Raw genomic sequence first — 24,084 nt, 5'->3', positions numbered from 1 at the left:
TATTAATCTCCATCTGAATCTACATAATCTACACTAATAGATAAGGCCTGCATCATGTCAACTTTTAGAAGAATCACGGCCTTCTGCAATTCGTCATAAGCTTCCAGCATTTTAGTGTTATCTTTTTCAACCTGTGATTTCAAATTCGTTTCCAGAGATGAACTTTGAGATTGAATGGCATCTAATTGATCTTCAATTAAACTAGCCAGATCTGCTCCATCCTTCATACTATCCAGATACTCCAGGTATTGTTTGTAGCTGCTTCCCGTTACATTTCCTGAAAAATGTCTTCCGTAGAAAAAATCTTCAAAGCTTTGTACTGCTTCCAGGTAAAGTTCTCTTGAAATCTCACCATTAAAACGCGCTTCTACATTAGAAGGAGACGCTGTTCCTGTAAAAGCACCTGCCGGGAATCCTATCTTTCCAGATCTAAGAATCTTCTCGAAGTACATTACATAGTCATTCGTAAATTTATCTACAGAACCTGTACTTGATGATGAAGTATTACTTACAAAAGTATCTCTGTAATCTCCGTTCCATGAATTTGAAACTTCAGTAGTAAGAGCATTCATTCTTGAGGTTACAGCATTTAAGTAAGTACGGTAATTCTCATTAGAGCTATATAAAGCCACGGTTTCTTCCGAAGTTCCCATACCGAATAAGAGGTAATCTAAAGCTGGCAGTCCCTGTTCAGCAAAACTGGATGGTAATTCCAGATTAAAAGAACCGGAGCTTATTTTAGAATCGATATTCGAGGTATTTGCCGGATATGTATTTAAATAACTACGATAGTTAATTTCCTCTGCCTTTCCAACCTGGAACATAGAAACCGACTGGAAGCTCTTGTATGCATCTACATAAGCCTCACGAAGTTGCTGCAAACCTGCAGCATCGGGACCAGCAGTAAAAGTAGTAGCTGCCGTTTCCACATTCTGAGTCTTAGTAGCCATATTATTGTAAGCAGGTACAATGATATTATCTGCCCAGTTTACAAGCATTGCGCCACGATCAAAAGAATCTGTTCCTCCAGTTTCCCCACCTGTCTCTGTGCCGTCATCTTCAGAAGAACAAGCCGCGAAGATCAGTGCAAATACAATGAATAGTCTTGAAAATTTAATCATATTGTTTAATTGAAAAACCGGAGCACAAGACTCCGGTAAATTATTATTCTGCAGCTTCAGCTACACTAAAATCAAATTCTGCAGCGATCTTTTCTGAAATACTGTCCAGAGTATCAGGACTTACTTCCCAGAAACCATTTCCGCTTAATAATTGATCTTTAAAATTGTTGATATCAGACACGCTTACATAAGGCATGTTCGTCATAGGATCATTGGTAAATCTTAAGCTATAAAGGAAACCATAACCTTCAGATAATGCATGGAATGCTGCTCCAAACTCACCATTCGCAAGAAGGTTCTTACCATCCTGAAGATAGTACACCGCTCTTACTGCGATAGTTTTAGAAATATTCTCACGAATAATAGCAACCTGCTCATCCCGTACTACGTAGTCCCCTGCAACGATTGCTGCTCTACCAGTTTTAAAGGCTTCGAAAGTTTCTTCAGCTAATCCGGCGAAATCTTCATCTTCATCCACCTGCCCTAAATAGCTGAACAATAATCTATCATCGCTTTCATTCAGGATCGAATTTGGATTGGAAGCAGGAATCGATGGGTCACCATATAAGTAACCATAAGCTTCATCCCACTTATGCTCCATTGTAGTATAATTTTTACCTTCTTCTGGAAGCTCATCATCATTGTTCAACCTGTTATCGGCTTCGTCAAGAACTGGCTGAGAGAGGTAATTATTAAGAATTTGATCTGCCAGAAGACCACCTATAAGCGACTTGGCAAATGCATGATTTAATTCCAGACCTTTTCCATTCACATATCTTACACGCGTTCCCTGAGCGATCTGTCCTGCCTGACCTGCTTCTGCAAGCATATCTTTATTAGCTTTAACAGTAGTCATCTGCTCAGTGATCCAGGATTCAAAATCAGATTTGATCTCACTGGCTTCTACATTATTGGTAGAAAAATACAGGTTTGAAGCTGCTACTTTGGATTTAATACTTTTACTGGAAGCATTAAGATCTTCATTAGCGAATGGTGAATTTTCATTCGCGAACATATTCAGCAACATTTCTTCTGAAGCGTTGTCAAAATCGGTGAAGTTCGATAACAATTCTGCAGACATCTGTAGTCTGGTAGTTTGCCCTTCGAAGTTTACAGTAGATTCACCGTTTCTAGTAAAATCGTAAGAAACCGGTACATCGATATTTTTTTCGTTTAGGATATCAGAATCATCATCAGATGAACATGAACTTAAAGTTAGGGCTGCAACAAAGGCTGAAACGAACAGCTTCTTCATATAGTTTTATTTAGACTGGTTTAAAATAACTAATTCCAGCGCAAATATAATATGAGCTTATAATTACCGCAAGTTTATTTAGATTAATTTTAAATAGGTTTTATTAATACCTCTATAGAATTCAATAAACAGTACTAATGGTAGGCGTTGAAGATCTTTGAAGCCTCGTTGTAGGATGACTCGAAACTGGTCATTTTTATGTTACTATCTGCTTTGGCTGCGTTAAAATAGGAGAGCATTTTTTCTGAAGGCATGTTCCCCGTTAGCTCATCTTTAGCCATAGGGCAACCACCAAATCCCTGGATCGCACCATCAAATCTTCTACATCCTGCCTTGTAAGCAGCGTCGATCTTTTCATGCCACTTAGCCGGTGTCGTATGCAAATGTGCCCCAAATTCCACTTCTGGATATTTAGTGATCAAATTTGAGAACAGGTATTCGATGATCTCTGGCGAAGATGTTCCAACCGTATCTGAAAGACTCAGGATCTTTACTCCCATTCCGGCCAGCTTTTCTGTCCATTCTCCAACGATTTCCACATTCCATGGATCTCCATATGGATTCCCAAAGCCCATGCTCAGGTAAGCGACCACTTCTTTATTACTGTTGTTGGCAACATCAAGAATTTCCTGCAATACTTCTACAGATTGAGCAATAGTTTTATGAGTATTCCGCATCTGAAAATTTTCAGAAATCGAAAATGGATATCCCAGATAATCAATCTCTTCAAATGCTGAAGCATCCTGTGCTCCGCGAGTATTAGCGACAATAGCAAGTAATTTAGATTGTGTTTTAGAAAGATCTAACCTCGATAGCAAATCTGCCGTATCCTGCATTTGTGGAATAGCCTTGGGTGAAACAAAACTTCCAAAGTCGATAGTATCAAATCCGCACCTTAAAAGTGACTGAATATACTGCGCCTTTTTCTCTGTAGGAATGAATTCTTTAATTCCCTGCATCGCATCGCGGGGACATTCGATTAGTTTCACTTGAGCCATATGGTCAAAGATAGTATTTTAAAGAAAATTTAAAAAGAATATAGTTTCATTGATAATCTGAAATTTCAGAATCAACTATTCCTATTATAGCTAAGAATTCCACAATTAGATAAGAATGAGAATCGCTATAAGAATAAAAATGACCACCTGTAACCATTTCAGAAATATACCAGAAGAAGGATATGATCTTACCCAGCCGGATATCCTGTTTGCGGCGAATGCTACCAGACAAAAAATGATCAGTGCCTGCAACATGAATACAAAACCAAGAATATAAAATTGCCAAACCATATTACCGTCAGGTTCCCACAGAAATCCAGGAAAGAATGCCAGGAAAAAGATTCCGACTTTTGGATTAAGGACATTCATGATGAATCCCTGTCGAAATAATGACCACAGACTTTTATGTTTAATTCCTTCCGAAGAGAAGGCAATTTCAGGATTAGATCTGTATACCTGGTAAGCGAGGTATAACAAATACAAAGCTCCGAGAATTTTTATGACAAGAAAAGTCGTATCAGATTGCCGAATGATCGCTGAAACTCCAAAAGCAACCAGGCTGGTATGAATAATTATTCCGGAAACCAATCCAAGTGCAGTAGCTACACCCTGTTTCGCTCCGTACGCGATCGATCTTACGAGCACATAGATAATATCTGGTCCCGGTGAAAATGTAAGTAGTATTGAAGCTGTAAGAAATGGAATTAGTTGTTCGAGCATCTTAACTATAATCCTTTCTCCAGAATCTTCTTATTAATATCTTGTATTAGCTGAGGACCTTCATAAATAAAACCTGTGTATAGCTGAACCAGGCTTGCTCCGGCTTCCAGTTTTTCCAGAGCGTCTTCTGCAGAATGTATTCCTCCAACCCCAATAATAGGAAAAGAACGACCGCTTTTTTCAGAAAGAAAACGTATCACTTCTGTAGCCCTTTTAGTGAGAGGTTTTCCACTAAGTCCGCCCATTTCGCTTTTGTTCTCAGACTGCAGTCCGTCACGCGAAATTGTAGTATTAGTAGCGATCACCCCGGCGATTCCGGTTTCCTGAACGATCTCGATAATATCCAAAAGTTGCTCGTCTGTAAGATCTGGTGCGATCTTTAATAAGATAGGCTTCGACTTATCCTTAAGTTCATTTTTCTTCTGAAGAGTATTCAGCAGCGCTTTTAATGGTTCTTTATCCTGAAGTTCCCTTAAGTTCGGAGTATTTGGTGAGCTAACATTCACCACGAAATAGTCTACAAAAGTAAAGAGTGCTTCAAAGGAATAAACATAATCATCTACCGCTTTGTCATTAGGAGTAAGCTTGTTCTTCCCAATATTACCACCAATAAGCACGTTCGTATTTTCCTTTAATCTGGCAACCATCTGCTCCACGCCTTCATTATTGAAACCCATACGGTTTATGATGGCTGAATCTTCGGGCAACCTGAATAACCTGGTTTTCTCATTCCCCGGCTGAGGCTTTGGCGTTACAGTTCCTACTTCGACAAAACCAAAACCTAAAGCTGAAAGTTCTTTGTAAAGTTTTGCATCTTTATCAAAACCTGCGGCCAGACCTACAGGGTTCTTAAACTTCAGTCCGAAGACTTCCCGTTCCAAACGCTTGTCAGAAATATTGAATCTTGATCTTAGAAACGCTAATGCCCCGGGGATCCTGCAAAATTTCCGAAGAAAATTAAAAGTGAAATAATGAATCTGCTCAGGATCGTACTTGAAAAGCGCTGGTCTTATGAGTGACTTATACATCTAGGTAGGTTTATGCAAAAGTAACTGAAATTCTATAAAAGCAAACCCCAATTGACTTACTTCTATGCTGTCGAAAATAATAAAAGGCAGCCACCTGGCTGCCTTTAAACATTAAATTGAACTATTTAATCAAGAGTTATGCTCATTCTCGCAAACATAAATCGTCCTCCAATTCCAAATTGCTGAGCTCTACGAGACCAGTCAAATCTTCCTGAACTACGGTTATTGAATGCCTCCTCTGCTCTATCAGGATAAATATCGAACAGGTTGTTTGCTCCAATTGTAAAGGTAAGAGCATCTGTAGCCTTATATCCAACCGAAAGGTCAGTCACCACTTTTGAACTAAAAACCTGCTGATTTGCCAATGTCGTTGAAGCTTCTGTCACTTCCCCAAAATAAACATTTCTTAGAAATACATTAAAGTCCCCTGCTGTCAAACTGTTAGTTAGATTCACTTTAGTTCGTGGTACTGCTTCTTCAAGATACACACGGCTATCTTCCGGGAAATAAGTATCTACTAAACCAGCTCTTTCGAGAACATCAGAAGCATTGATATCTCCAACTTGTTTGGTCTTAGACAAAGTTGCTGCAAGATCAGATTTAAGACTTACATCATCATTGAAGATCGCATTATGCGTTAATACAAAATCCAAACCTTTAGATTCTGTATCAATTGCATTTGCAAAGAAAGACGCTGCAGTAGCATTTGCCTGAGCCAATAGGTTATCAAGTTCAGTTCCTGTTCCAGGACCCTGAAATTGCCCGGTATATACGATACGATCGTCTATCGCCACCAAGTAGCCATCTACGGTAAGGGAAAGGTTCGCATCAGGAATCTTAGCTGTGAAACCTAAACTTATACTCCTGGAAGTTTCTTCTTTTAGCTGAGGAATTCCCAGTAATTGCGCTGGACGGCTATCGTTTGAAAAAGTACCGACTTCCTGTGGGTTCCCGGCATTATCAAAAATCGTAGATGTAGAATTAAAATAAAGCTGGTGCAAAGATGGAGCTCTGAAACCTGTATTTGCAGCACCTCTAATATTGATATTATCGGTGAGCTTGTATCGGGAAGATAACTTAAAGTTTAGAGTAGAACCAAAGTCGGAGTAATTCTCGAATCTAGATGCGAAGGTAACCAGCATCTTTTCACTGAAATCCAACTCTACATCGAAATATCCTGCGATACTGCTTCTTTCTCTGGAAAGCTCGTTCTTTGGACTAAATCCAGGGAAAACCTGCGAACCACCTGGTCTTGCACTTCCAAAAAAATCGGTGGCAGGCTCCTGATCTGATCTCACTACTACATCACCATTAGCGGTATACTGTTCATACGAACCTTTTTCGCCTGCCATGATCTCATAGTTTTCAAATCGATGTTCTGCACCAAATGCGACATTCATTCCCATAAAAACATCTTCAAATAATCTGCTTACATCTAAATTAGTGGTGTTTTGCATAAAGGAGAATCCACCGGCATCAAATGCTGTTGGACTTGCTCTCTGCAAAGATGCGTTGGCGGTATTTGAAATAAAATACTGGAATTCATTCTGTCCCCAGGTATTACTAAAGTCAACTCCCCAATCACTAATTTCTCCTTTAACTCCTACTGCAAAAGACTGATCTTTAATTTTGGAATTGATTTCCGGAAGGAAACCATTGATATAAATTGGAGTGTATGTACGACTCTGGTTTGGCAGTCTATAGAAACCAGCAGAATTTCCTCTACGGGAACTTATCCCTGCAAACGAATATAGTTCAGTTCCCTCCTCATCGAGTGGCAAAGACATATTTGCGAAAAATCTACCCCCTCTTAGACCAGATTGACCAACTCTCATATTAAAGTCAGTTCTCTCCAAACCACGAGCGTCCAGTTCATTTTCGGTCACATCCAGGCCAAGAAGTGACTGCAGTGTAGCTCTATCTGGAGCGTTACTAATATCATCCTGAAAATCATTGGTAAAGTATGAAACCTGCTGAGCAAAATCCTTAATTTGATCATCAGAAAGATTGGCAATATTAGCTCCTGCATTGGCAGCACGGTTTTCTATTGCGTTATATGCATTAAAAATAGACCCTTCCCATTCTCTCATCCGGTTGTAATCTTCCCGGTAATCGAAATCACCCGAGAAGGTGACATAGCCACCCTTATCTCCCAGACCTATCCCATAGCTTGCGGCGACATTTACGGTTTCACCATCTACCCCACCAGTTTGCTCATTGGCATTCTTAGAAAAATTGGCACCAGTGGTCACGTTCAAACTTAGTTGATCTGTTTGATCTTCAAGAACTATATTGATCACCCCTGCAATGGCATCAGACCCATACTGAGCTGCTGCCCCGTCCCGTAATACCTCAATTCTTTTAATGGCTGAAGCCGGAATCGCGTTAAGATCGGTTCCCACACTACCTCTACCAAAAGTACCATTTACGTTTACCAGGGAAGAGTTATGTCTACGCTTTCCATTAATCAATACAAGTACCTGATCTGGGCCAAGACCGCGAAGAGAAGCCGGATCAATATGATCTGTTCCATCAGAAATAGTTTGAGTATTAGAAGTAAAGGATGGCGCTACGTAATTAAGCATCTGGTTAAGATTAACCTGTGGTACTGCGGTAGCCATTTCTTTTACATCGAGTACATCTATAGGAACTGTACTTTCAACAACAGTACGGCTTCGGTTTCTCGAACCTACAAGAACTACCTCTCCTAGCGCCATACCGGATACCATGGTGACATTAATTTGCTCCTGATCAATTAATACTTCGCGAGCATCATACCCTACGAAGGTGAAGACCAAGGTCTGACCAAATTCAGCCTCCAAAATGAATTTTCCATCAAAATCTGTAATGGTTCCCTTGTTGGTATCCTTAATAGCAACAGAAACTCCGCCGAGCGGCTGGGAGTTTTCGTCCATTACTAATCCTTCAATAGTCCGCTCCTGTGCCTGCAAGATCGAACATATAAAAAACGATAAAATTAAAAAGTAATAGTTCTTCATAATTAAAAGTTTTTGGTTTCATTAAATATAACTCATTTATAATTAGCATTATAGGCCCTAGAAACCCAATATGAAATTCAGAATTAGTCCATGATTTAAGCGATGATTAAACTGAATACGAACCTTGAAGTTTTTCCATATTATTTTAAAAAGATTAAGAAAAATGAGATATTCGAAAATTATATTTGCAACACTCTATAAATTATAGATTTACCTAATCAATAAGTTCAGATGACCAATAAACAGCATATCATAGACAGATTTTTAAGCTACGTAAGGATAGACACACAAAGTGATCCCGAATGTACTTCGACACCCAGCACCAAGAAGCAATGGGACCTGGCGAATAAGCTTTTAGATGAATTGAAAGCTATTGGAATGCAGGACGTAACCATAGATGAGCATGCCTATGTTATGGCAAGTCTGCCTGCAAATGTTCCACACGAAGTTCCTGTGATCGGTTTTGTTTCGCATTTTGATACAACTCCAGATTTTTCCGGTACAAATGTGAATCCGCAGATCATTGAGAATTATGATGGTAAGGACATTGTTCTCAATAAAGAGAAAAATATCGTTCTTTCCCCGGAATACTTTGACGACTTATTACAATATAAAGGCAAAACGATTATCACTACAGATGGAACAACCCTTCTGGGCGCAGATGATAAAGCAGGGATCACAGAAATAATGACAGCCATGGAATACCTGGTGAACAACCCTGAAATTCCGCATGGAAAAATAAGAGTATGCTTCACTCCAGATGAGGAAATTGGTCGGGGAGCACATAAGTTTGATGTCGAAAAGTTTGGAGCTGAATGGGCCTACACCATGGATGGTAGCCAGATTGGAGAACTGGAATACGAGAATTTCAATGCAGCTCGCGCAGTTGTAAAAGTGGAAGGGAAAAGTGTACATCCTGGTTATGCCAAAGATAAAATGGTGAATAGTATGTATATCGCTCAGGATTTTATCAATTCATTACCAAGAATGGAAACTCCAGAGCATACTGAAGACAGGCAGGGTTTTTTCCATTTAAGTAGCATCAAAGGTGATGTGGAGGAAACAATACTGGAATATATTATAAGAGATCATGACCTCGGGCACTTCCAGGCGCGTAAAGAAATGATGCAGGATCTGGCCAGTGAGATCTGTTCACAATACGACCGGGATCTTATTACTATTGAAATTACTGACCAGTACCGTAATATGCGAGAAAAAGTAGAACCGGTAATCCATATCGTAGACCTGGCCCGTGATGCGATGGAAGCAGTGGATATCGAACCTATCATCAAACCAATTCGTGGCGGGACTGATGGTGCTCAACTGAGTTTTATGGGACTTCCCTGCCCTAACATCTTTGCAGGTGGTCACAATTTCCATGGTAAATATGAATATGTACCGGTAGAAAGTATGCAAAAGGCTGCGGAAGTAATCGTAAAACTTGCTGAACTTACCGCTAAGAAATACGAATAGAAGATTTGAGTAAGATAAGTTCCATTGAAGAATATGTACTACTTCATGCCGATTGGGATGCACAACTCAGGCAACTTGTAGGATTAATGGAACAAACCGGTTTAACAGCTTCCATCAAATGGGGAGCACCGGTATATAGCCTGGATGGCAAAAATGTCATTGGTCTTGGAGCTTTTAAAAATCATATTGCCATCTGGTTTTTTCAGGGCGTATTTCTGAAGAAGAATACAGCGCTGCAGGTCAATGCTCAGGATGGCAAAACAAAAGCTCTGAGGCAGATCAGGTTTGGGCAAAATGATAGTATAAACAATAATGCGATTATTCCTTATATTGAAGAAGCGATAGCCAACCAAAAAGCGGGTTTGGAATTAAAAGCGAAACCAAAGTCGCTTGAAATTCCTGAAGAACTTGAAACTATATTAAATGGCAACAAGTTGCTAAAAGCAGCCTTTCATGATCTAAGCCCTGGGAAACAAAAGGAATACGCTCAATTTATTGCTGAAGCCAAAAAGCAAGCAACTCGATCAAACAGGATCAAAAAGATCGAACCTCTAATTTTACAGGGAAAAGGGCTTAATGATCACTATAGAAAATAAAAAAGCAGCTCAATGAGCTGCTTTTTCGTTTGATATGTCTTCGAAAATTATTTCTTCTCTACAACCGGAGCATTCAATTTCTGACTCATTTCCATCGAAATGGATGAACGATCAAAAGTAATCTTACCGGCGCCTGTTTCAATAATTACCGAATTATTCTTTTCGCTGAAGTCAATAATCTTACCGTGCATTCCACTTTTGGTAATAACACGATCTCCTTTTTTAAGTTCAGCGGCAAATGTTTTTTCCTGTTTTGCTTTCTTCATTTGTGGGCGTATCATAAAAAAATACACTACCACAAACATTAATATAATCGGTGCAAACTGGGTTAATTGATCCATATATGCTTTTAGCTAGCTGTTTCTGTTTCCGCAGCTTCTACAAAAGCTTTGATTTTTAATTGTTCTTTTCCAGCTTCAGTATTTGCAGATACTGTTACAGTCTTAGTTACCTGTCCATTACCAGAACCGTTGAATTTCACAAGCATCTCTCCAGTTTCACCTGGTTGGATAGTTTCGTTCTTAGGGTAAGTTGGAACTGTACACCCACAAGAACTTGAAGCATTTGTGATCACTAAAGGAGCTTTTCCTGTGTTAGTGAATTTAAATACGTGCTCAACGTTTGTTCCCTTAGCTATGTTTCCGAAATCAAATTCAGTTTCTTCGAAAGAGATTTCAGGATAAACAGTCGCCTGTGCATCACGTTCAGCTGAAGCTTCTACGTTCTCTGCTTTTACTTTACCTGAGGCGTTGTCTTGACATCCGGTTAACAGCATAGCCCCTGCAGCTGCAAACATTAAAATTGTTCTTTTCATGACGAAGTTATTTTGTTTAATTTCTAATGGGCAAAAATACTAAAAAATCTGTACTACATCAGGCCTCTGCCCATTTTATTTAGCTTGCCTTCTGTCTGGTATTCCTTAGAAAGTTTGTCCAGAACCCCATTAATAAAGATGCTGCTTTTTGGAGTGCTGTATTCCTTTGCAATCTCCAGATATTCGTTGATAGTAACCTTTACAGGGATACTACTAAATTTTAAAAACTCACAGATCGCCATCTTTATAAGCACCATATCCACTTCTGCAATCCTGTCTTTATCCCAGTTTGGAGTTTTCCCCAGCATTTCTTCGGAAAGGTCCTCATCATTAAGATAAGTCTTCTGAAATAATTTTAGGGCAAATTCTTTGTCCTCATCGTTTTTAAACAAACGAGCGATCTGCTTTTCTCTACCGGTAGATTCTTTTAACTTCTGAAGAAATTTTAGAGCTGCGGTATTTACTAACGGAAGGTCATCTACCCAGGTTAATTTCTTATCCTCAAGGTAATCGTACAATTTCTCGTTAGGAGCAATGATCTCCTTGAAGATCTGGATAATAAGCTCTTTATCATCCTTAAAACTGCCTTCACGAGTATTCATATATTCTGAATACAGTTCGCTATTTCTAATCTCATTCCAGATAATCGCCACATATTCATCATCCTGTTTCCAGTGATTAATTTTGTGGTCTTCTAATGCCTTCTGAATACTTTCGTTTTCATTCAGGATCTGGAAGATCTGGTTATCGATAAATTTTCTATTAGGATCTTTTTCCTCGTTGGTGGCAAGGTGTTTTTGCTGTGATTTCTCCAGGTAGACTTCAGCATGTTCTCTTATCTCGGTGATCAAACTTAACTGAAGCAGAAAGAGGTCGTACATTTCCTGCATACTCTTCAGCAGGAATTTCTCTTCTGTGGCAAGGTTGTCATTCTGGCTTTGGTTAAATGCATACAGTGACTGCATTACTTTAACCCTGATATGTCTTCTTGTCAACATAATTGTAAAAGAACTTTTTAGGAATTAGAAAGGGCGAAAGCTTTTCGCTTTCGCCCTGCAAAAATATTAATAAATTAGAACTGACTAATTTAAATTCTGTTTTTTTCTATCGGCAATACGTTGCTTCGCTATTTGTAAAGCTGCGAAGTGCGTAGTAATATCGTCTTTTGAAGCTTTTTCAAGAATTCTTAAAGTTGTATTGTAGATATTCTCAGTCTTGCGCATGATCTCCTGCTTGTCGTAATTCTCCAATTCAGCATACACATTAATAATTCCACCTGCGTTGATAAGGAAATCTGGTGCGTAAACAATCCCTCTGTTCTGAAGGATCTGCCCGTGAGCTACCTCATCTGCAAGTTGATTGTTAGCAGCGCCAGCGATGATATCAACCTTAAGTCTATCTATGGTATCATCGTTAATAGTCGCTCCAAGTGCACAAGGTGCATAAATATCTACTTCAGCAGAGTAAATATCTCTATCTGTAAATATATGCGCTCCGTATTTCTTACTTACTTCTGCAAGTCTGTCCTCGTTAATATCTGTAATATAAACTTCAGCTCCATCACCGGTTAAATATTCAACCAGAGTTTCTCCAACATGTCCAATTCCCTGAACCAGTACTTTTTTACCTTCAAGATCATCTGATCCATACTTGAACTTAGCTGAAGCTTTGATCCCCATGAACACACCATAAGCAGTAATTGGAGAAGGATTTCCCGCTCCACCCTGAGATTCTGAAATCCCAGTTACATAAGGTGTTACTTCACGTACGGTATCCATATCGGAAGTTTCCATACCTACATCTTCTGCAGTGATATATTTACCACCTAAAGAATGTACAAATTCTCCAAAACGCTTCATTAGCGCAGGAGTTTTATCTGTTTTAGCATCACCTATGATAACAGCTTTCCCACCACCAAGATTTAAACCGGTGATCGCACTCTTAAAGGTCATACCACGAGAAAGACGCAATACATCATTTACAGCCTCCCATTCACTGGTATAATTCCACATTCTGGTTCCTCCCAGAGCTGGTCCTAAAACCGTATTATGGATACCAATTATTGCCTTTAAACCTGTATCTTTGTCGTTGCAAAAAACGATTTGTTCGTGTTCGTCAAAAGACACCTGTCCAAAAACCGGAGCTGCTTTTTTTAGTTCATTTGCATTTAGAACGTCAACTTGCATAATTTGTTGATTTTTAAATTATTCAGATTTTGAATTTGATCAAAAATCCGCCGCAAAAATAATAATTATTTAAAAAGCATGGATTCTAAACGTGTTAAATTACAGAATCCTCAACTTTATAGAATTTCACTGAATGAAGAACCTTCAGCATCTCAATAAATATTTCTACAAATACAAATGGAAACTACTTATTGGATTGGTTATTACGATTGCCGCCAGAATTTTCGGGATCTACTACATCCCTTTAATTGGTGAAAGTACAGTCATTATAGAAGAATACATCAATGGCGAAGTGACTGATGTCTCTGTGCTCAAAGATGAACTTCTTTACAATATCCTGCTTATTGTAGGAACCACACTTATATCTGCTTTCCTTACTTTCCTGATGCGACAAACTTTTATCGTGGTTTCCAGGCATATGGAATATGATCTTAAAAACGAAGTTTATCGTCATTACCAGGATCTCTCTTTAAACTTCTACAAGAAGAACAGAACGGGAGATCTAATGAACAGGATTAGCGAAGATGTCTCTAAAGTGAGGTTATATTTAGGTCCTGCTATCATGTATAGTGTAACAACATTTACCTCAACCGTTGTGGTTTTGATCTTTATGATCCAGGCCGCCCCTTTACTTACTTTGTATACGGTAATTCCGCTGCCGGTCTTGGCCTTCTCAATCTATAAATTGAGTGTCGCGATCCATAAAAGAAGTACGGTTGTACAGCAATATCTTTCAAAACTTAATACGTTCACCCAGGAAAGTTTTAGCGGGATCGCTGTTATTAAATCTTATGGGCTTGAACCTCAAACTAACAATAACTTTACAGAGCTCTCTAATGGCAGTAGAGATAAGAATATTGACCTGGTAAAGGTTCAGGCATTTTTCTTCCCGCTTATGATCCTTTTAATCGGTATTAGTAACATTATCGTGATTTATATTGGAGGAAGACAAATCATTTCCGGAGAGATCGAGAATATCGACGTGCTAGTAGAATTTATACTTTATGTAAATATGCTAACCTGGCCGGTTGCAGCCATTGGATGGGTAACCTCCCTGGTTCAGCAGGCGGAAGCATCCCAAGAGCGTATCAACGAATTTCTTAGTGAGAAACCTGAAATTACCAATCCTAAGACCGAACAGGATGCGATCAATGGTAGTATTGAATTTAAGAATGTAAGCTTTACTTATGATGATACAAATATTACCGCCCTTAAGAACGTAAGTTTTAAAGTTGAAAAAGGGGAAACACTGGCGGTGATAGGAAAGACTGGTTCTGGTAAATCGACCATTCTTGAATTGATTGGTCGTCTTTACGATATTGATCAGGGTGAATTATTGATCGATGGTCGCAAAATAGATACTGTGAACCTGGAAAGTCTTCGGGAAAATATTGGTTACGTCCCACAGGATGCTTTCCTATTTAGTGACAGTATTAGAAATAATATCAAATTCGGAAAAACAGATGCTTCCGAAGAAGAAATTATTAAAGCGGCAAAAAATGCTTCCGTACATAACAATATTCAGGGCTTCAACAAAGGTTACGATACTGTTCTAGGTGAACGCGGAATCACACTTTCTGGCGGACAAAAGCAACGGGTGTCTATTGCTAGGGCAATTATTCATGATCCCGAGATTCTCTTATTCGATGACTGCTTATCTGCTGTAGATACTGAAACCGAAGAGGAAATACTGAATAATCTCTTCGAAATCACAAAAGAGAAAACCACGATCATCGTGAGTCACAGAATTTCTTCAGCTAAAAATGCCGACAGGATTATTATCCTCGAAGATGGACTGGTAGTACAGGAAGGCAGTCATGAGCAACTAATTACTACTGAAGGATACTATAAAGAACTCTACGCAAAACAGCTAAATGAAAAAGAAATGTGAAAATTTTTTGCTAGATGTTAAAAATTTTTAGATTTTTGAGCTCGTTAATAACAACCATTAAAGAATCTATTTTATGAGCGACAAGGGAATGATGGAGAAAGAGGAAATATTCTCTAAAGTTTTAAGAGCAGGAAGAAGGACTTATTTTTTCGATGTAAGAAGTACCCGTGCAGATGATTATTATCTCACAATTACAGAGAGCAAGAAGTTCACGAACGACGATGGTTCTTTCTACTACAAAAAACACAAGATCTACCTATACAAAGAAGATTTTGATGGATTTAGAGAGATCCTTGAGGAAATGACGAACTTTATCGTTAATGAAAAAGGTGAAGAAGTGATTAGCGAACGTCACCAGAAAGATTTCAAAAAAGAATATGATGAGCAGCCAGTTGAGCAAACAGCATCTCCGGCAGCAGAGAAATTTACAGATGTAAGTTTTGATGATATCTAGACAAAAAGTCTATACACAATACAAACCGTCCCTATCAGGACGGTTTTTTTTATATTAGGGCTTTTCAAAAATAAACCAATGCGCAAACTTTTACTTTTTTCTCTTTTTCTTGTATTCCAGATTAGCTTCGCTCAGCAGGAGGATCTGTCTATGAGCTACTATTTACCTGCTGATATTTCTTACAACCAGTCTATTCCTACTCCAGAAGAGAGCATAGGTTTTATCCCCGGCGAATGGCATGTTAGTCATGACCGACTGGTTTCGTATATGCATACCCTGGCAGCCGCCTCTCCCCGACTAAAAGTTGAAAATCGTGGAACTACTTATGAAGGTCGGCCATTGATCCTGCTCACTGTTTCTTCAGAAGAAAATATTACTAATATTGAAGATATTAGAACAAAACATATTGGGTTAGTCTCTGAAAATTCTTCGGAAGACCTGTCGAACATGCCCGTTGTGATCAACCAGGGATTCTCCATCCACGGAAATGAAGCCAGCGGATCCAATGCTGCCCTACTTTACGCCTATTACCTCGCCGCAGCTGAAGGTCCCGAGATCGAAGAAACTTTAAAAAACACTATAATTCTATTGGATCCCGCCTTTAATCCAGATGGGCTTCAACGATTCGCTTACTGGGCAAATACTAATAAGAGTAAAAACATCAATCCAGATCCACAGGACAGGGAATACAGCGAGATCTGGCCGGGTGGAAGAACCAATCATTACTGGTTCGATATGAATCGTGACTGGCTACCTGTGCAATTACCAGAGTCTCAGGCAAGAATCAAGACATTTCATGACTGGTATCCCAATGTTCTAACAGATCATCATGAGATGGGATCAAATTCTTCCTTTTTCTTCCAACCCGGGATTCCTTCACGTACGCACCCTCTTACTCCACAGCTAAACCAGGATCTGACTAAAGAAATTGGGACTTATCATGCTCAGGCTTTTGATGAAATTGGATCACTGTATTATACCGAAGAAAATTACGACGATTTCTACTACGGAAAAGGCTCTACCTTCCCAGACATTAATGGAAGTATTGGTATTCTTTTCGAACAGGGAAGTTCTCGCGGCCACGCTCAGGAAACTGATAATGGCATTCTTACATTCCCGTTTACGATTCGCAATCAATTCACAGCGGCACTTTCAACTTTAAAAGCTGCTGAAAACATGCGTGAAAAATTACTAAATTATCAGCGTAATTTCTTTAAAGAATCTCGAAATAGTGCCTCTAATGGTGCTTATGCTTTCGGTAGCGAACATGATCCTGTGAAAGCTTATGAACTTGCAAAGGTTCTGAAACGTCACCAGATCGAAGTTCACAAGGTAGATGAGAATTTCACGGAAGCAGGCCTGACATTCAAAAAAGGCAATTCTTATTTAGTACCAAAGAATCAAAGGCAACACCGACTATTAAAAGCGATGTTCGAACGTAGAACTGAGTTTCAGGATAGCCTGTTTTACGATATATCTGCATGGACATTCCCTTTAGCCTTCAATCTTGATTTTTCTGAAGATATTGCGATGAAAAATGCCGGAGAGAAGATCCAGGAACTGGAAATACCTACACCAGAGCAACTTGAGAAAAGTTCTTATGCCTATTTACTGGACTGGCACAATTACCTGGCTCCAAAAGCTCTGAATATCATCCTGGAGAAAGGGCTTCGAGCAAAAGTTTCCATGGAAGCATTTACCTACGAAGGAGATGAGTTTGCTGCCGGAACGATCATGATCCCAGTTCAGAATCAAAAATTAGAACAGGATGAGCTATTTAATTTTATTACTGAAGTTTCTAAAGTAAGCCATATAGCTATCAAGGGAATTCCAACCGGAATGACCGGTGGAATAAATCTTGGAAGTAACCAGTTTCGTGCGATTGAACCTCAACAGGTTGCCATTCTGGTTGGTGGATCCATATCTTCCTATGATGCCGGTGAAATCTGGCATTTGTTCGATCAGCGTTACGACATGAAAATTACAAAACTTGATCTTAAAGACCTCTCTGGAAGTGACCTTAGCAGGTATACCGATATTATCGTTCCAAGTACCTGGGGCGGTGGATTGAACGATGGAGTTGCTACTCAGCTGAAGGATTGGACTAAAAACGGAGGAACCATCATAGGCTTTAGAAGTGCTGTAAACTGGCTGAAAAGCAATGATTTCATTGACTTTGAGACTAAAAAAACAGAGAATACTGCAAAGGATGTCAGTTTTGGAGAACGTGGTGACTTTCGTGGCGCACAGGTAATTGGAGGAGCAATCTTTGAAGCAGATCTGGACAGAACTCATCCAATCGCATTTGGATACAATAGTGACAAAATCGCGCTTTTCAGAAATACGACCATTTTTATGGAAGCCGATAAGCAGAGCTACAAAAATCCTCTTCGCTATACTGAAAAACCTTTGTTGAGTGGATATATAAGCAAACCAAACCTGGATTCGCTTGCAGGAACAGTTCCATTTAAACACGATAGACTTGGCCGCGGGGAAGTAATGCTATTTACAGACAACACAAACTTTAGAGCATTCTGGTACGGTACCAACAAATTACTGATGAATGCTATCTTCTTCGGATCAGAAATGTAACCGATAGTTTGGGTAAATTTTAGCAGACTTGTACAGTCGGTTACATAACTTTGTACCGGTTTGTTCAGGAAAATAGGTCCTTTAGTTTCAAACTTACCGGACCTATTCTTTTTCACCTAGTATTCATGCTTCTAAATTCCAATTATTGAAATTTTCCGGATTTAAATCATGGTTAAGAAACGAGAGGTTTTTAAGTTACCTCAATCGGTTCTCCTTTTTTGCCAGTTGCATTGCATTACTCGTAGGTCTATATGATCTGGGATTTAAACAGGAAGATCTTCAGGAAGCCCAGCTAAACAGTTTTTATTATGTAGTCTTATTGATAGGGATCGCTGCGATCCTATGTCGGTATTTTGTTCTCAAGATCAAGGTTCCTGCAAAAATAAGAATCCTGGATGCCATCCTTGGAACGCTTATTCTCCTGCTAAGCATCGTGAAGACTGATGTTCTTATGGAGAATTTTCCCGGTTTGCAGTTCCTCAATAAGATGGCTTACATGTATTTCGCATCGCTCGTTTACTTCATACGGGAACTTGCAACCATCAATTTCAGGTTTAATAAAGCATACTTAAATCCGGCTCAGCTATTCATAAGCAGTTTCCTGGGAATTATATTAGTCGGCACTGGTTTGCTGATGCTACCTAAAGCCACACATGAAGGAATCGGACTTCTGGATGCACTTTTCACTTCTACCAGCGCAGTTTGCGTGACCGGTCTTATCGTTGTAGATACCGGTTCATATTTCACCACTTTTGGACAGTCTATCCTTTTACTCTTAATGCAATTGGGCGGACTCGGGATCATGACCTTTGCCAGTTATTTTAGCTACTTTTTTCGGGGACAGACCAGTTTCGAGAATCAACTGTTACTCAAAGATGCTACCAATTCAGAACGTATTGGTGAAGTTTTCGGCGTACTTAAAAAAATTCTTTCCATCACTTTTGTTACTGAACTGCTGGGAGCTATTTTTATATATTTCAGCTTAAGTGAAAATGAATTGAGCCAGATTAGTGACCGCATATTCTTTTCAGTTTTTCACGCAATAAGCGGCTTTTGCAATGCAGGATTCTCTACACTTGAAAACAGTCTTTATGAACCAATTTTCAGATTTAATTATCCGCTACATCTGGTAATTGCAGTATTATTCATTCTTGGAGGAATTGGCTTTCCTATTGTTCTGAATATTTATAAGTATCTGAAATATTCTTTTTCGAATCTACTGCTCAAGCTCAACAAAAAAAGGCCTTTACCTTACTCGCCTTGGGTGATCAATCTCAATACACGAATCGTAATTGTAACTACAATAATTCTCTTAAGTGTGGGAACTTTAGGTTTCTATATTCTGGAGTACAACAACACCCTCGCGGAGCATAACTGGTTTGGAAAGATCGTTACTGCTTTTTTTGGAGCTGCTACGCCGCGTACAGCCGGTTTTAACACCGTAGACATGCAGGCATTAAATGTAAGTACGCTTATGCTTATTTTTATGCTTATGTGGATTGGAGCCTCCCCTGCATCTACCGGAGGTGGAATAAAGACGAGCACCATTGCCATTGCCGCATTAAATTTTGTAAGTCTTGGAAAGGGCAAGGATCGTATCGAAGTATACAAAAGAGAAGTATCGAGTAATTCTATTCGGCGTGCGTTTGCCATTATATCACTCTCCCTGACGGTGATTAGCATCGCGATATTCCTGATGACGATCTTCGAAAAAGATATACCGATCATAGATATTGCGTTTGAAGCATTTTCGGCCTATAGTACCGTTGGACTTTCCACAGGAATTACTTCCAGCCTTTCATCCTCGTCCAAGATCGTTCTTATCTTTACGATGTTTATTGGCAGAGTTAGCATGCTTACTCTTTTAATTGCTATGCTTCGGAAGGCTAAACATCTTAATTATAGAGTCCCTACAGATGAAATTTTAATAAACTAACACATGAAATATATTGTAATTGGTCTTGGAAACTTTGGATCGTCCATCGCAGAACAGCTTGCAGAAATGGGCAACGAAGTTATTGGTGTGGATATTAGTATGAGCAAGGTTGAAAGCATGAAGGAGAAAATAACTCATGCTATTAGTCTGGATGCGACAGATATGGAAGCCGTTAAGAATTTACCGCTGAAGGATTGCGACGTGGTGATCGTTGGGATTGGAGAAGATAAAGGTGCCAATATTATGGCCGCCGCGCTTATGAAACAAATGAAGGTGAAGAGAATTATAAGCCGCGCGATAGATCCACTACAGCGAACGGTGTTGCAAACGATGGGTATTACAGAAATTATTCATCCTGAAGAAGAAACTGCTCACCGCTGGGCACAAAGGTTAAATCTTGAAGGCGTGGTGGACAGTTTTGAACTGGATAGTAACTTTAGTATTGTTGAGACTAAAATCCCAGAAGAGTATCATGACAAAACTGTAAAGGAACTGGACATTAAAGGAGAATTCAATATTCTTATACTCACGACCATGAATGTTTCTGAAGGTAAAAACGAACTTGGAGCTCCAACTGAAAGGAATACCGTACAGGGAATTGTACATGCAGACACCAAATTATATAAAGACGATATCATGGTGCTGTATGGACACAACAAGGATATTCGCAAGTTACTGGATCAGCATAAAAAGTTCAAAGAAGCTCAGAATTAAGCGATCCTGAGTCCGTTTGGTACTTTTTGATCTGGTGATAACAGAACAACATCAGTTTCATCACCGACCACCCCCATCACCAGGCATTCGCTTTTGAAGCCGGCAATTCTTTTAACCGGAAAATTGACTACGGCGATGACCTGTCTTCCTGGAAGTTCTTCCTTCGTATACCTTCTAGTGATCTGTGCAGATGTTCGCTTCGTACCAATTTCTTCTCCAAAATCTATCAGCATCTTATAGGCTGGCTTTTTAGCCTTCGGAAGTTCCTCAGCTTCCAGAATTGTTCCTACTCTCATATCAACTTTCTCGAAATCCTCCCAGCTAATTTCACTAATCATATTCAGAATTTAAAGATGGAAAAATAGAGAATATTGAGCATTAATAATTAATTTTAAAGAAAAAGATGTCACTTACATCATCAAAAATGCTTCCGCTTGGAAGCGATGCTCCAGACTTTAAACTGATGGATACCCGAACCGGACATCTTCTGGATCTAAAAAATATCAAAGGTGAGAAAGGAACGCTTATCGTGTTTCTTTCAAATCACTGTCCTTTTGTTAAGCATGTAAATGGGGAAATTGTGAGGCTCGCTAATGAATACAGGCAACTGGGCTTTGGTTTCGCAGGTATAAGCAGTAATGATCCCGAAAGTTATCCAGATGATCATCCAGACCTGATGACAGAAGTTGCATCAAAAAATCAGTATTCATTTCCTTATTTATTCGATGGCACGCAGGAGATCGCCAGAAAATATCAGGCAGCCTGCACTCCGGATTTTTTCCTTTTTGATGCTGAACTTAAATTGATCTATCGTGGGCAACTGGATGACAGCAGACCAAATAATGGACTACATTCCAATGGTAGAGACATAAGGGAAGCGATGGATGCGGTGCTGAATAATCGTAAGGTCAATAAAGATCAAAAGCCATCGATTGGTTGTAATATCAAATGGAAAACTTAATTTAACTTGATCTTTTCATTTGACTCCCCGCAATTTTTTAAATTTGAATAACCTACTATTTCAGTAGGATTTAATAATATAAAACAGACTGATTATGAGTGATTTGAAATTAGGCGATATAGCACCAGATTTTACTGCAGATACATCTGAAGGGAAAATTAGTTTTCATGAATTTCTAGGCGATAGCTGGGGAATTCTATTCTCTCACCCGGCAGATTATACTCCTGTTTGTACAACTGAATTAGGAGCTGCTGCGAATTATGCTGAAGAATTTAAGAAAAGAGATGTAAAGGTACTGGCACTTAGTGTAGACGGAGTGAAGTCTCACAAAGACTGGATCAAGGACATTAATGAAACTCAGAACACTACGGTGAACTTTCCTATCATAGCAGATGAGGACAAAAAGGTCTCAGATTTATATGGAATGATCCATCCAAAAGCTGATAGCACACTTACCGTACGCTCGGTATTCGTGATTGCACCAGATAAGTCTATCAAAATGACGCTAACGTACCCGGCGAGTACAGGTAGAAATTTTGAGGAATTACTTAGGGTAATAGATTCTTTGCAACTTACTGCTTACAATAAAGTAGCAACGCCGGCGAACTGGAAACATGGTGATGACGTTGTAATTAGCCCATCTGTAAGTAATGAGGAAGCAGATAAAATGTTCCCAAAAGGCTACAAAACGGTAAAACCTTACCTGAGAACAACTGCACAACCGGAATTAAAAAAGTAATATTTCGATTTATAAAATCTAAAAGGCTGGTTAATCCCAGCCTTTTCTTTTTTTAAGTTCTATGATATGCTCCAGATGATGTTTCCCATGCCAGGCATAATTCGCCAGACTTTGTTTTAAACTGTAACGAAAGCCAGATTCCGGATGTATAAAAGTTCTCTCGAAATCCTCTGTGCTCATATTCTCCAGCAGGATGATCCATTTCGCGTGCAAAGCTTTAAGGAATCCAAGGGATAACGTTACCGGTGTGAATTTTGAATCTGCCAGTTCTGCAAAACCTTTTTCATTAAATGCCTTGATGGTCGGCTCGTCTTCAGTTAGCGCCCATTTAAAACGCATAAATGCACTCATATGGCTATCGGCAATATGATGCACCAATTGCCGGATGTTCCAGCCTTCAGGACGATAGACCATTTGTAATTGATCCTGATCAAGATGTTCGACTTCCTCAATCAATGCCTGAGGTAATCTCGCCACCTCATCAATATAATCTCTTATGTTTTCTACGGAAACCTGTTCCGGAATTTCAAATTCCCCGATAGGAAATTTTAAATTTTCGATCTCTTCTTCTGTACTCATATCTAAAAATAGAAAACGCCCTGAAGAATCAGGGCGTTTTTAAGAAATATATAAGTCTATATTATTTTACATCCATCAATTCCACATCGAAAATAAGCACAGCATTTGGTGGAATCACACCACCTGCACCACGTTCTCCGTAAGCAAGGTCTGATGGGATCACCATTCTCGCCTTATCTCCAACCTGTAGTAATTGAATACCTTCATCCCATCCCGGGATTACATGGCCTACACCTACTGGAAATTCCAAAGGCTGATTTCTTTTATAAGAAGAATCGAACACAGTACCATCAGCTAACTGACCTTTATAATGTACCGATACGTTCTTACCTTTTTCAGCTTGAACACCATCACCCTTCTGGATGATCTGGTATCGCAAACCACTATCTGTAGACTTAAAACCTGCAGCAAGCTTGTCAACTTCAGCAGCAGCCTTTTGCTTTGCTTCAGCTTCTTTTTCCTGCTTTTGAGAGGTGAAAGTATTGAATGCTTCAGCAGCATCGAATGCTTCAGCTTCTGCACCAACTCTTACGATCTCCAACTTTTCGATCGTATCGTTCTGCTGAATCTTATTCACTACATCCTGTCCTTCAACCACACTTCCGAAGACTGTATGTTTACCGTCTAACCATGGCGTATGCACGTGAGTGATAAAAAACTGACTTCCATTAGTACCAGGTCCGGCATTTGCCATAGACAATTTACCAGGCGCATCGTGTCTAAGATCTGCATGGATCTCATCATCGAAATTGTAACCAGGTCCACCAGCTCCGGTTCCCTGAGGATCTCCTCCCTGAACCATAAAATCTGGAATCACTCGGTGAAATTTAAGTCCGTCGTAATAAGGAACTCCCTTATCTTTCGGGTCATTTTCTATCTTCCCTTCTGCAAGACCTACAAAGTTCCCTACAGTTCCAGGTGTTTTTTGAAATTCCAGTTCAGCCAGGATCTCTCCTTTAGAAGTATGGAATTTTGCGTATAATCCGTCGTTCATTGTTTTAATTTTTAATAAGCTACAAAGATAATTG

The 24,084-nt window shown here is 39.4% G+C and carries 22 protein-coding genes; 9 read left to right on the top strand and 13 right to left on the bottom strand.

Features of this window, described 5'->3' with window-relative positions:
• Positions 1-2: 2 nt before the first annotated feature.
• The 6 genes from ABVM50_RS07665 to ABVM50_RS07640 form a co-directional block, all read right to left on the bottom strand.
• Entirely contained in the window at positions 3-1,121 is a 1,119-nt protein-coding gene (locus ABVM50_RS07665) for an imelysin family protein (RefSeq protein ID WP_405200641.1), read from the bottom strand.
• 43 nt (positions 1,122-1,164) lie between these two features.
• Positions 1,165-2,376, bottom strand: coding sequence for a DUF4856 domain-containing protein (locus tag ABVM50_RS07660; protein ID WP_405200640.1), 1,212 nt, complete (start codon positions 2,374-2,376; stop codon positions 1,165-1,167).
• A gap of 134 nt (positions 2,377-2,510) precedes the next feature.
• Positions 2,511-3,374: a hydroxymethylglutaryl-CoA lyase gene (locus ABVM50_RS07655; RefSeq protein ID WP_141877045.1), complete on the bottom strand. Its 864-nt coding sequence runs from the start codon at positions 3,372-3,374 to the stop codon at positions 2,511-2,513.
• A 105-nt stretch (positions 3,375-3,479) separates the two neighbouring features.
• The gene (locus tag ABVM50_RS07650) at positions 3,480-4,094 is read right to left on the bottom strand and encodes a LysE family translocator (RefSeq protein WP_405200639.1); all 615 of its coding nucleotides are present in this window, start codon (positions 4,092-4,094) and stop codon (positions 3,480-3,482) included.
• Between the two features lie 5 nt (positions 4,095-4,099).
• Positions 4,100-5,122 (bottom strand): quinone-dependent dihydroorotate dehydrogenase, encoded by a 1,023-nt coding sequence (locus ABVM50_RS07645; RefSeq protein WP_405200638.1) that lies wholly within the window; start codon positions 5,120-5,122, stop codon positions 4,100-4,102.
• Between the two features lie 125 nt (positions 5,123-5,247).
• Positions 5,248-8,121, bottom strand: coding sequence for a TonB-dependent receptor (locus ABVM50_RS07640; RefSeq protein WP_405200637.1), 2,874 nt, complete (start codon positions 8,119-8,121; stop codon positions 5,248-5,250).
• 231 nt (positions 8,122-8,352) lie between these two features.
• Between ABVM50_RS07640 and pepT the strand changes: the two genes are divergently transcribed.
• Positions 8,353-9,594, top strand: coding sequence for a peptidase T (gene pepT / locus ABVM50_RS07635; protein WP_405200636.1), 1,242 nt, complete (start codon positions 8,353-8,355; stop codon positions 9,592-9,594).
• Between the two features lie 5 nt (positions 9,595-9,599).
• Positions 9,600-10,190 carry a YdeI family protein gene (locus ABVM50_RS07630; protein WP_405200635.1) on the top strand — a complete coding sequence of 197 codons (591 nt, stop codon included), beginning with the start codon at positions 9,600-9,602 and terminating at the stop codon, positions 10,188-10,190.
• Positions 10,191-10,237: 47 nt separating this feature from the next.
• Here ABVM50_RS07630 and yajC read toward each other — a convergent pair whose 3' ends face one another.
• The 4 genes from yajC to ABVM50_RS07610 form a co-directional block, all read right to left on the bottom strand.
• Complete coding sequence (gene yajC / locus ABVM50_RS07625; protein ID WP_141877040.1) at positions 10,238-10,531, bottom strand: preprotein translocase subunit YajC; 294 nt, start codon at positions 10,529-10,531, stop codon at positions 10,238-10,240.
• 8 nt (positions 10,532-10,539) lie between these two features.
• A complete protein-coding gene (locus ABVM50_RS07620; RefSeq protein WP_405200634.1) occupies positions 10,540-11,004 on the bottom strand; it encodes a DUF1573 domain-containing protein in 465 nt (154 codons plus the stop codon).
• 53 nt (positions 11,005-11,057) lie between these two features.
• The gene (nusB, locus tag ABVM50_RS07615) at positions 11,058-12,002 is read right to left on the bottom strand and encodes a transcription antitermination factor NusB (protein WP_298525022.1); all 945 of its coding nucleotides are present in this window, start codon (positions 12,000-12,002) and stop codon (positions 11,058-11,060) included.
• An 84-nt stretch (positions 12,003-12,086) separates the two neighbouring features.
• Positions 12,087-13,190, bottom strand: coding sequence for a Glu/Leu/Phe/Val dehydrogenase (locus tag ABVM50_RS07610; protein WP_295179349.1), 1,104 nt, complete (start codon positions 13,188-13,190; stop codon positions 12,087-12,089).
• 133 nt (positions 13,191-13,323) lie between these two features.
• On the opposite strand from ABVM50_RS07610, the gene ABVM50_RS07605 reads away from it, so the two are divergent.
• The 5 genes from ABVM50_RS07605 (at position 13,324) to ABVM50_RS07585 (ending at position 20,777) form a co-directional block, all read left to right on the top strand.
• Positions 13,324-15,081, top strand: coding sequence for an ABC transporter ATP-binding protein (locus ABVM50_RS07605; RefSeq protein WP_405200633.1), 1,758 nt, complete (start codon positions 13,324-13,326; stop codon positions 15,079-15,081).
• Positions 15,082-15,154: 73 nt separating this feature from the next.
• A complete protein-coding gene (locus ABVM50_RS07600) occupies positions 15,155-15,535 on the top strand; it encodes a PUR family DNA/RNA-binding protein (RefSeq protein WP_141877035.1) in 381 nt (126 codons plus the stop codon).
• Between the two features lie 78 nt (positions 15,536-15,613).
• Positions 15,614-18,127 carry a M14 family metallopeptidase gene (locus ABVM50_RS07595; RefSeq protein WP_405200632.1) on the top strand — a complete coding sequence of 838 codons (2,514 nt, stop codon included), beginning with the start codon at positions 15,614-15,616 and terminating at the stop codon, positions 18,125-18,127.
• A gap of 145 nt (positions 18,128-18,272) precedes the next feature.
• On the top strand, positions 18,273-20,063 hold the full coding sequence (locus ABVM50_RS07590; protein ID WP_405200631.1) for a TrkH family potassium uptake protein: 1,791 nt from the start codon (positions 18,273-18,275) through the stop codon (positions 20,061-20,063).
• A 3-nt stretch (positions 20,064-20,066) separates the two neighbouring features.
• Positions 20,067-20,777 carry a potassium channel family protein gene (locus ABVM50_RS07585; RefSeq protein ID WP_405200630.1) on the top strand — a complete coding sequence of 237 codons (711 nt, stop codon included), beginning with the start codon at positions 20,067-20,069 and terminating at the stop codon, positions 20,775-20,777.
• Here ABVM50_RS07585 and ABVM50_RS07580 read toward each other — a convergent pair.
• On the bottom strand, positions 20,774-21,115 hold the full coding sequence (locus ABVM50_RS07580; RefSeq protein WP_405200629.1) for a tRNA-binding protein: 342 nt from the start codon (positions 21,113-21,115) through the stop codon (positions 20,774-20,776). The genes ABVM50_RS07585 and ABVM50_RS07580 overlap by 4 nt on opposite strands.
• A 65-nt stretch (positions 21,116-21,180) precedes the next feature.
• On the opposite strand from ABVM50_RS07580, the gene ABVM50_RS07575 reads away from it, so the two are divergent.
• Positions 21,181-21,738 (top strand): thioredoxin family protein, encoded by a 558-nt coding sequence (locus ABVM50_RS07575; RefSeq protein WP_405200628.1) that lies wholly within the window; start codon positions 21,181-21,183, stop codon positions 21,736-21,738.
• A gap of 94 nt (positions 21,739-21,832) precedes the next feature.
• The gene (locus tag ABVM50_RS07570) at positions 21,833-22,477 is read left to right on the top strand and encodes a peroxiredoxin (protein WP_322302109.1); all 645 of its coding nucleotides are present in this window, start codon (positions 21,833-21,835) and stop codon (positions 22,475-22,477) included.
• A gap of 30 nt (positions 22,478-22,507) precedes the next feature.
• On the opposite strand, the gene ABVM50_RS07565 is transcribed toward ABVM50_RS07570, so the two are convergent.
• Complete coding sequence (locus ABVM50_RS07565) at positions 22,508-23,056, bottom strand: YfiT family bacillithiol transferase (protein ID WP_405200627.1); 549 nt, start codon at positions 23,054-23,056, stop codon at positions 22,508-22,510.
• A gap of 61 nt (positions 23,057-23,117) precedes the next feature.
• Complete coding sequence (locus tag ABVM50_RS07560; protein WP_405200626.1) at positions 23,118-24,050, bottom strand: peptidylprolyl isomerase; 933 nt, start codon at positions 24,048-24,050, stop codon at positions 23,118-23,120.
• Between the last annotated feature and the right edge of the window lie 34 nt (positions 24,051-24,084).

This window comes from Christiangramia sp. LLG6405-1, from assembly GCF_045055805.1.
Classification (GTDB): Bacteria; Bacteroidota; Bacteroidia; order Flavobacteriales; family Flavobacteriaceae; genus Christiangramia.
Note: the sequence above shows the minus strand (reverse complement) of the source record. Positions and strands in the feature narration are given on the sequence as shown.

Bases quoted from the DNA above. Each gene is read 5' to 3' on its own strand.
- ABVM50_RS07665 (WP_405200641.1), bottom strand. From the start codon at position 1,121: ATGATTAAATTTTCAAGACTATTCATTGTATTTGCACTGATCTTCGCG.
- ABVM50_RS07570 (WP_322302109.1), top strand. From the start codon at position 21,833: ATGAGTGATTTGAAATTAGGCGATATAGCACCAGATTTTACTGCAGAT.
- ABVM50_RS07640 (WP_405200637.1), bottom strand. From the start codon at position 8,121: ATGAAGAACTATTACTTTTTAATTTTATCGTTTTTTATATGTTCGATC.
- nusB (WP_298525022.1), bottom strand. From the start codon at position 12,002: ATGTTGACAAGAAGACATATCAGGGTTAAAGTAATGCAGTCACTGTAT.
- ABVM50_RS07650 (WP_405200639.1), bottom strand. From the start codon at position 4,094: ATGCTCGAACAACTAATTCCATTTCTTACAGCTTCAATACTACTTACA.
- ABVM50_RS07605 (WP_405200633.1), top strand. From the start codon at position 13,324: ATGAAGAACCTTCAGCATCTCAATAAATATTTCTACAAATACAAATGG.
- ABVM50_RS07655 (WP_141877045.1), bottom strand. From the start codon at position 3,374: ATGGCTCAAGTGAAACTAATCGAATGTCCCCGCGATGCGATGCAGGGA.
- ABVM50_RS07610 (WP_295179349.1), bottom strand. From the start codon at position 13,190: ATGCAAGTTGACGTTCTAAATGCAAATGAACTAAAAAAAGCAGCTCCG.
- ABVM50_RS07660 (WP_405200640.1), bottom strand. From the start codon at position 2,376: ATGAAGAAGCTGTTCGTTTCAGCCTTTGTTGCAGCCCTAACTTTAAGT.
- ABVM50_RS07645 (WP_405200638.1), bottom strand. From the start codon at position 5,122: ATGTATAAGTCACTCATAAGACCAGCGCTTTTCAAGTACGATCCTGAG.
- ABVM50_RS07580 (WP_405200629.1), bottom strand. From the start codon at position 21,115: ATGATTAGTGAAATTAGCTGGGAGGATTTCGAGAAAGTTGATATGAGA.
- ABVM50_RS07575 (WP_405200628.1), top strand. From the start codon at position 21,181: ATGTCACTTACATCATCAAAAATGCTTCCGCTTGGAAGCGATGCTCCA.
- pepT (WP_405200636.1), top strand. From the start codon at position 8,353: ATGACCAATAAACAGCATATCATAGACAGATTTTTAAGCTACGTAAGG.
- ABVM50_RS07560 (WP_405200626.1), bottom strand. From the start codon at position 24,050: ATGAACGACGGATTATACGCAAAATTCCATACTTCTAAAGGAGAGATC.
- yajC (WP_141877040.1), bottom strand. From the start codon at position 10,531: ATGGATCAATTAACCCAGTTTGCACCGATTATATTAATGTTTGTGGTA.
- ABVM50_RS07565 (WP_405200627.1), bottom strand. From the start codon at position 23,056: ATGAGTACAGAAGAAGAGATCGAAAATTTAAAATTTCCTATCGGGGAA.
- ABVM50_RS07585 (WP_405200630.1), top strand. From the start codon at position 20,067: ATGAAATATATTGTAATTGGTCTTGGAAACTTTGGATCGTCCATCGCA.
- ABVM50_RS07595 (WP_405200632.1), top strand. From the start codon at position 15,614: ATGCGCAAACTTTTACTTTTTTCTCTTTTTCTTGTATTCCAGATTAGC.
- ABVM50_RS07620 (WP_405200634.1), bottom strand. From the start codon at position 11,004: ATGAAAAGAACAATTTTAATGTTTGCAGCTGCAGGGGCTATGCTGTTA.
- ABVM50_RS07600 (WP_141877035.1), top strand. From the start codon at position 15,155: ATGAGCGACAAGGGAATGATGGAGAAAGAGGAAATATTCTCTAAAGTT.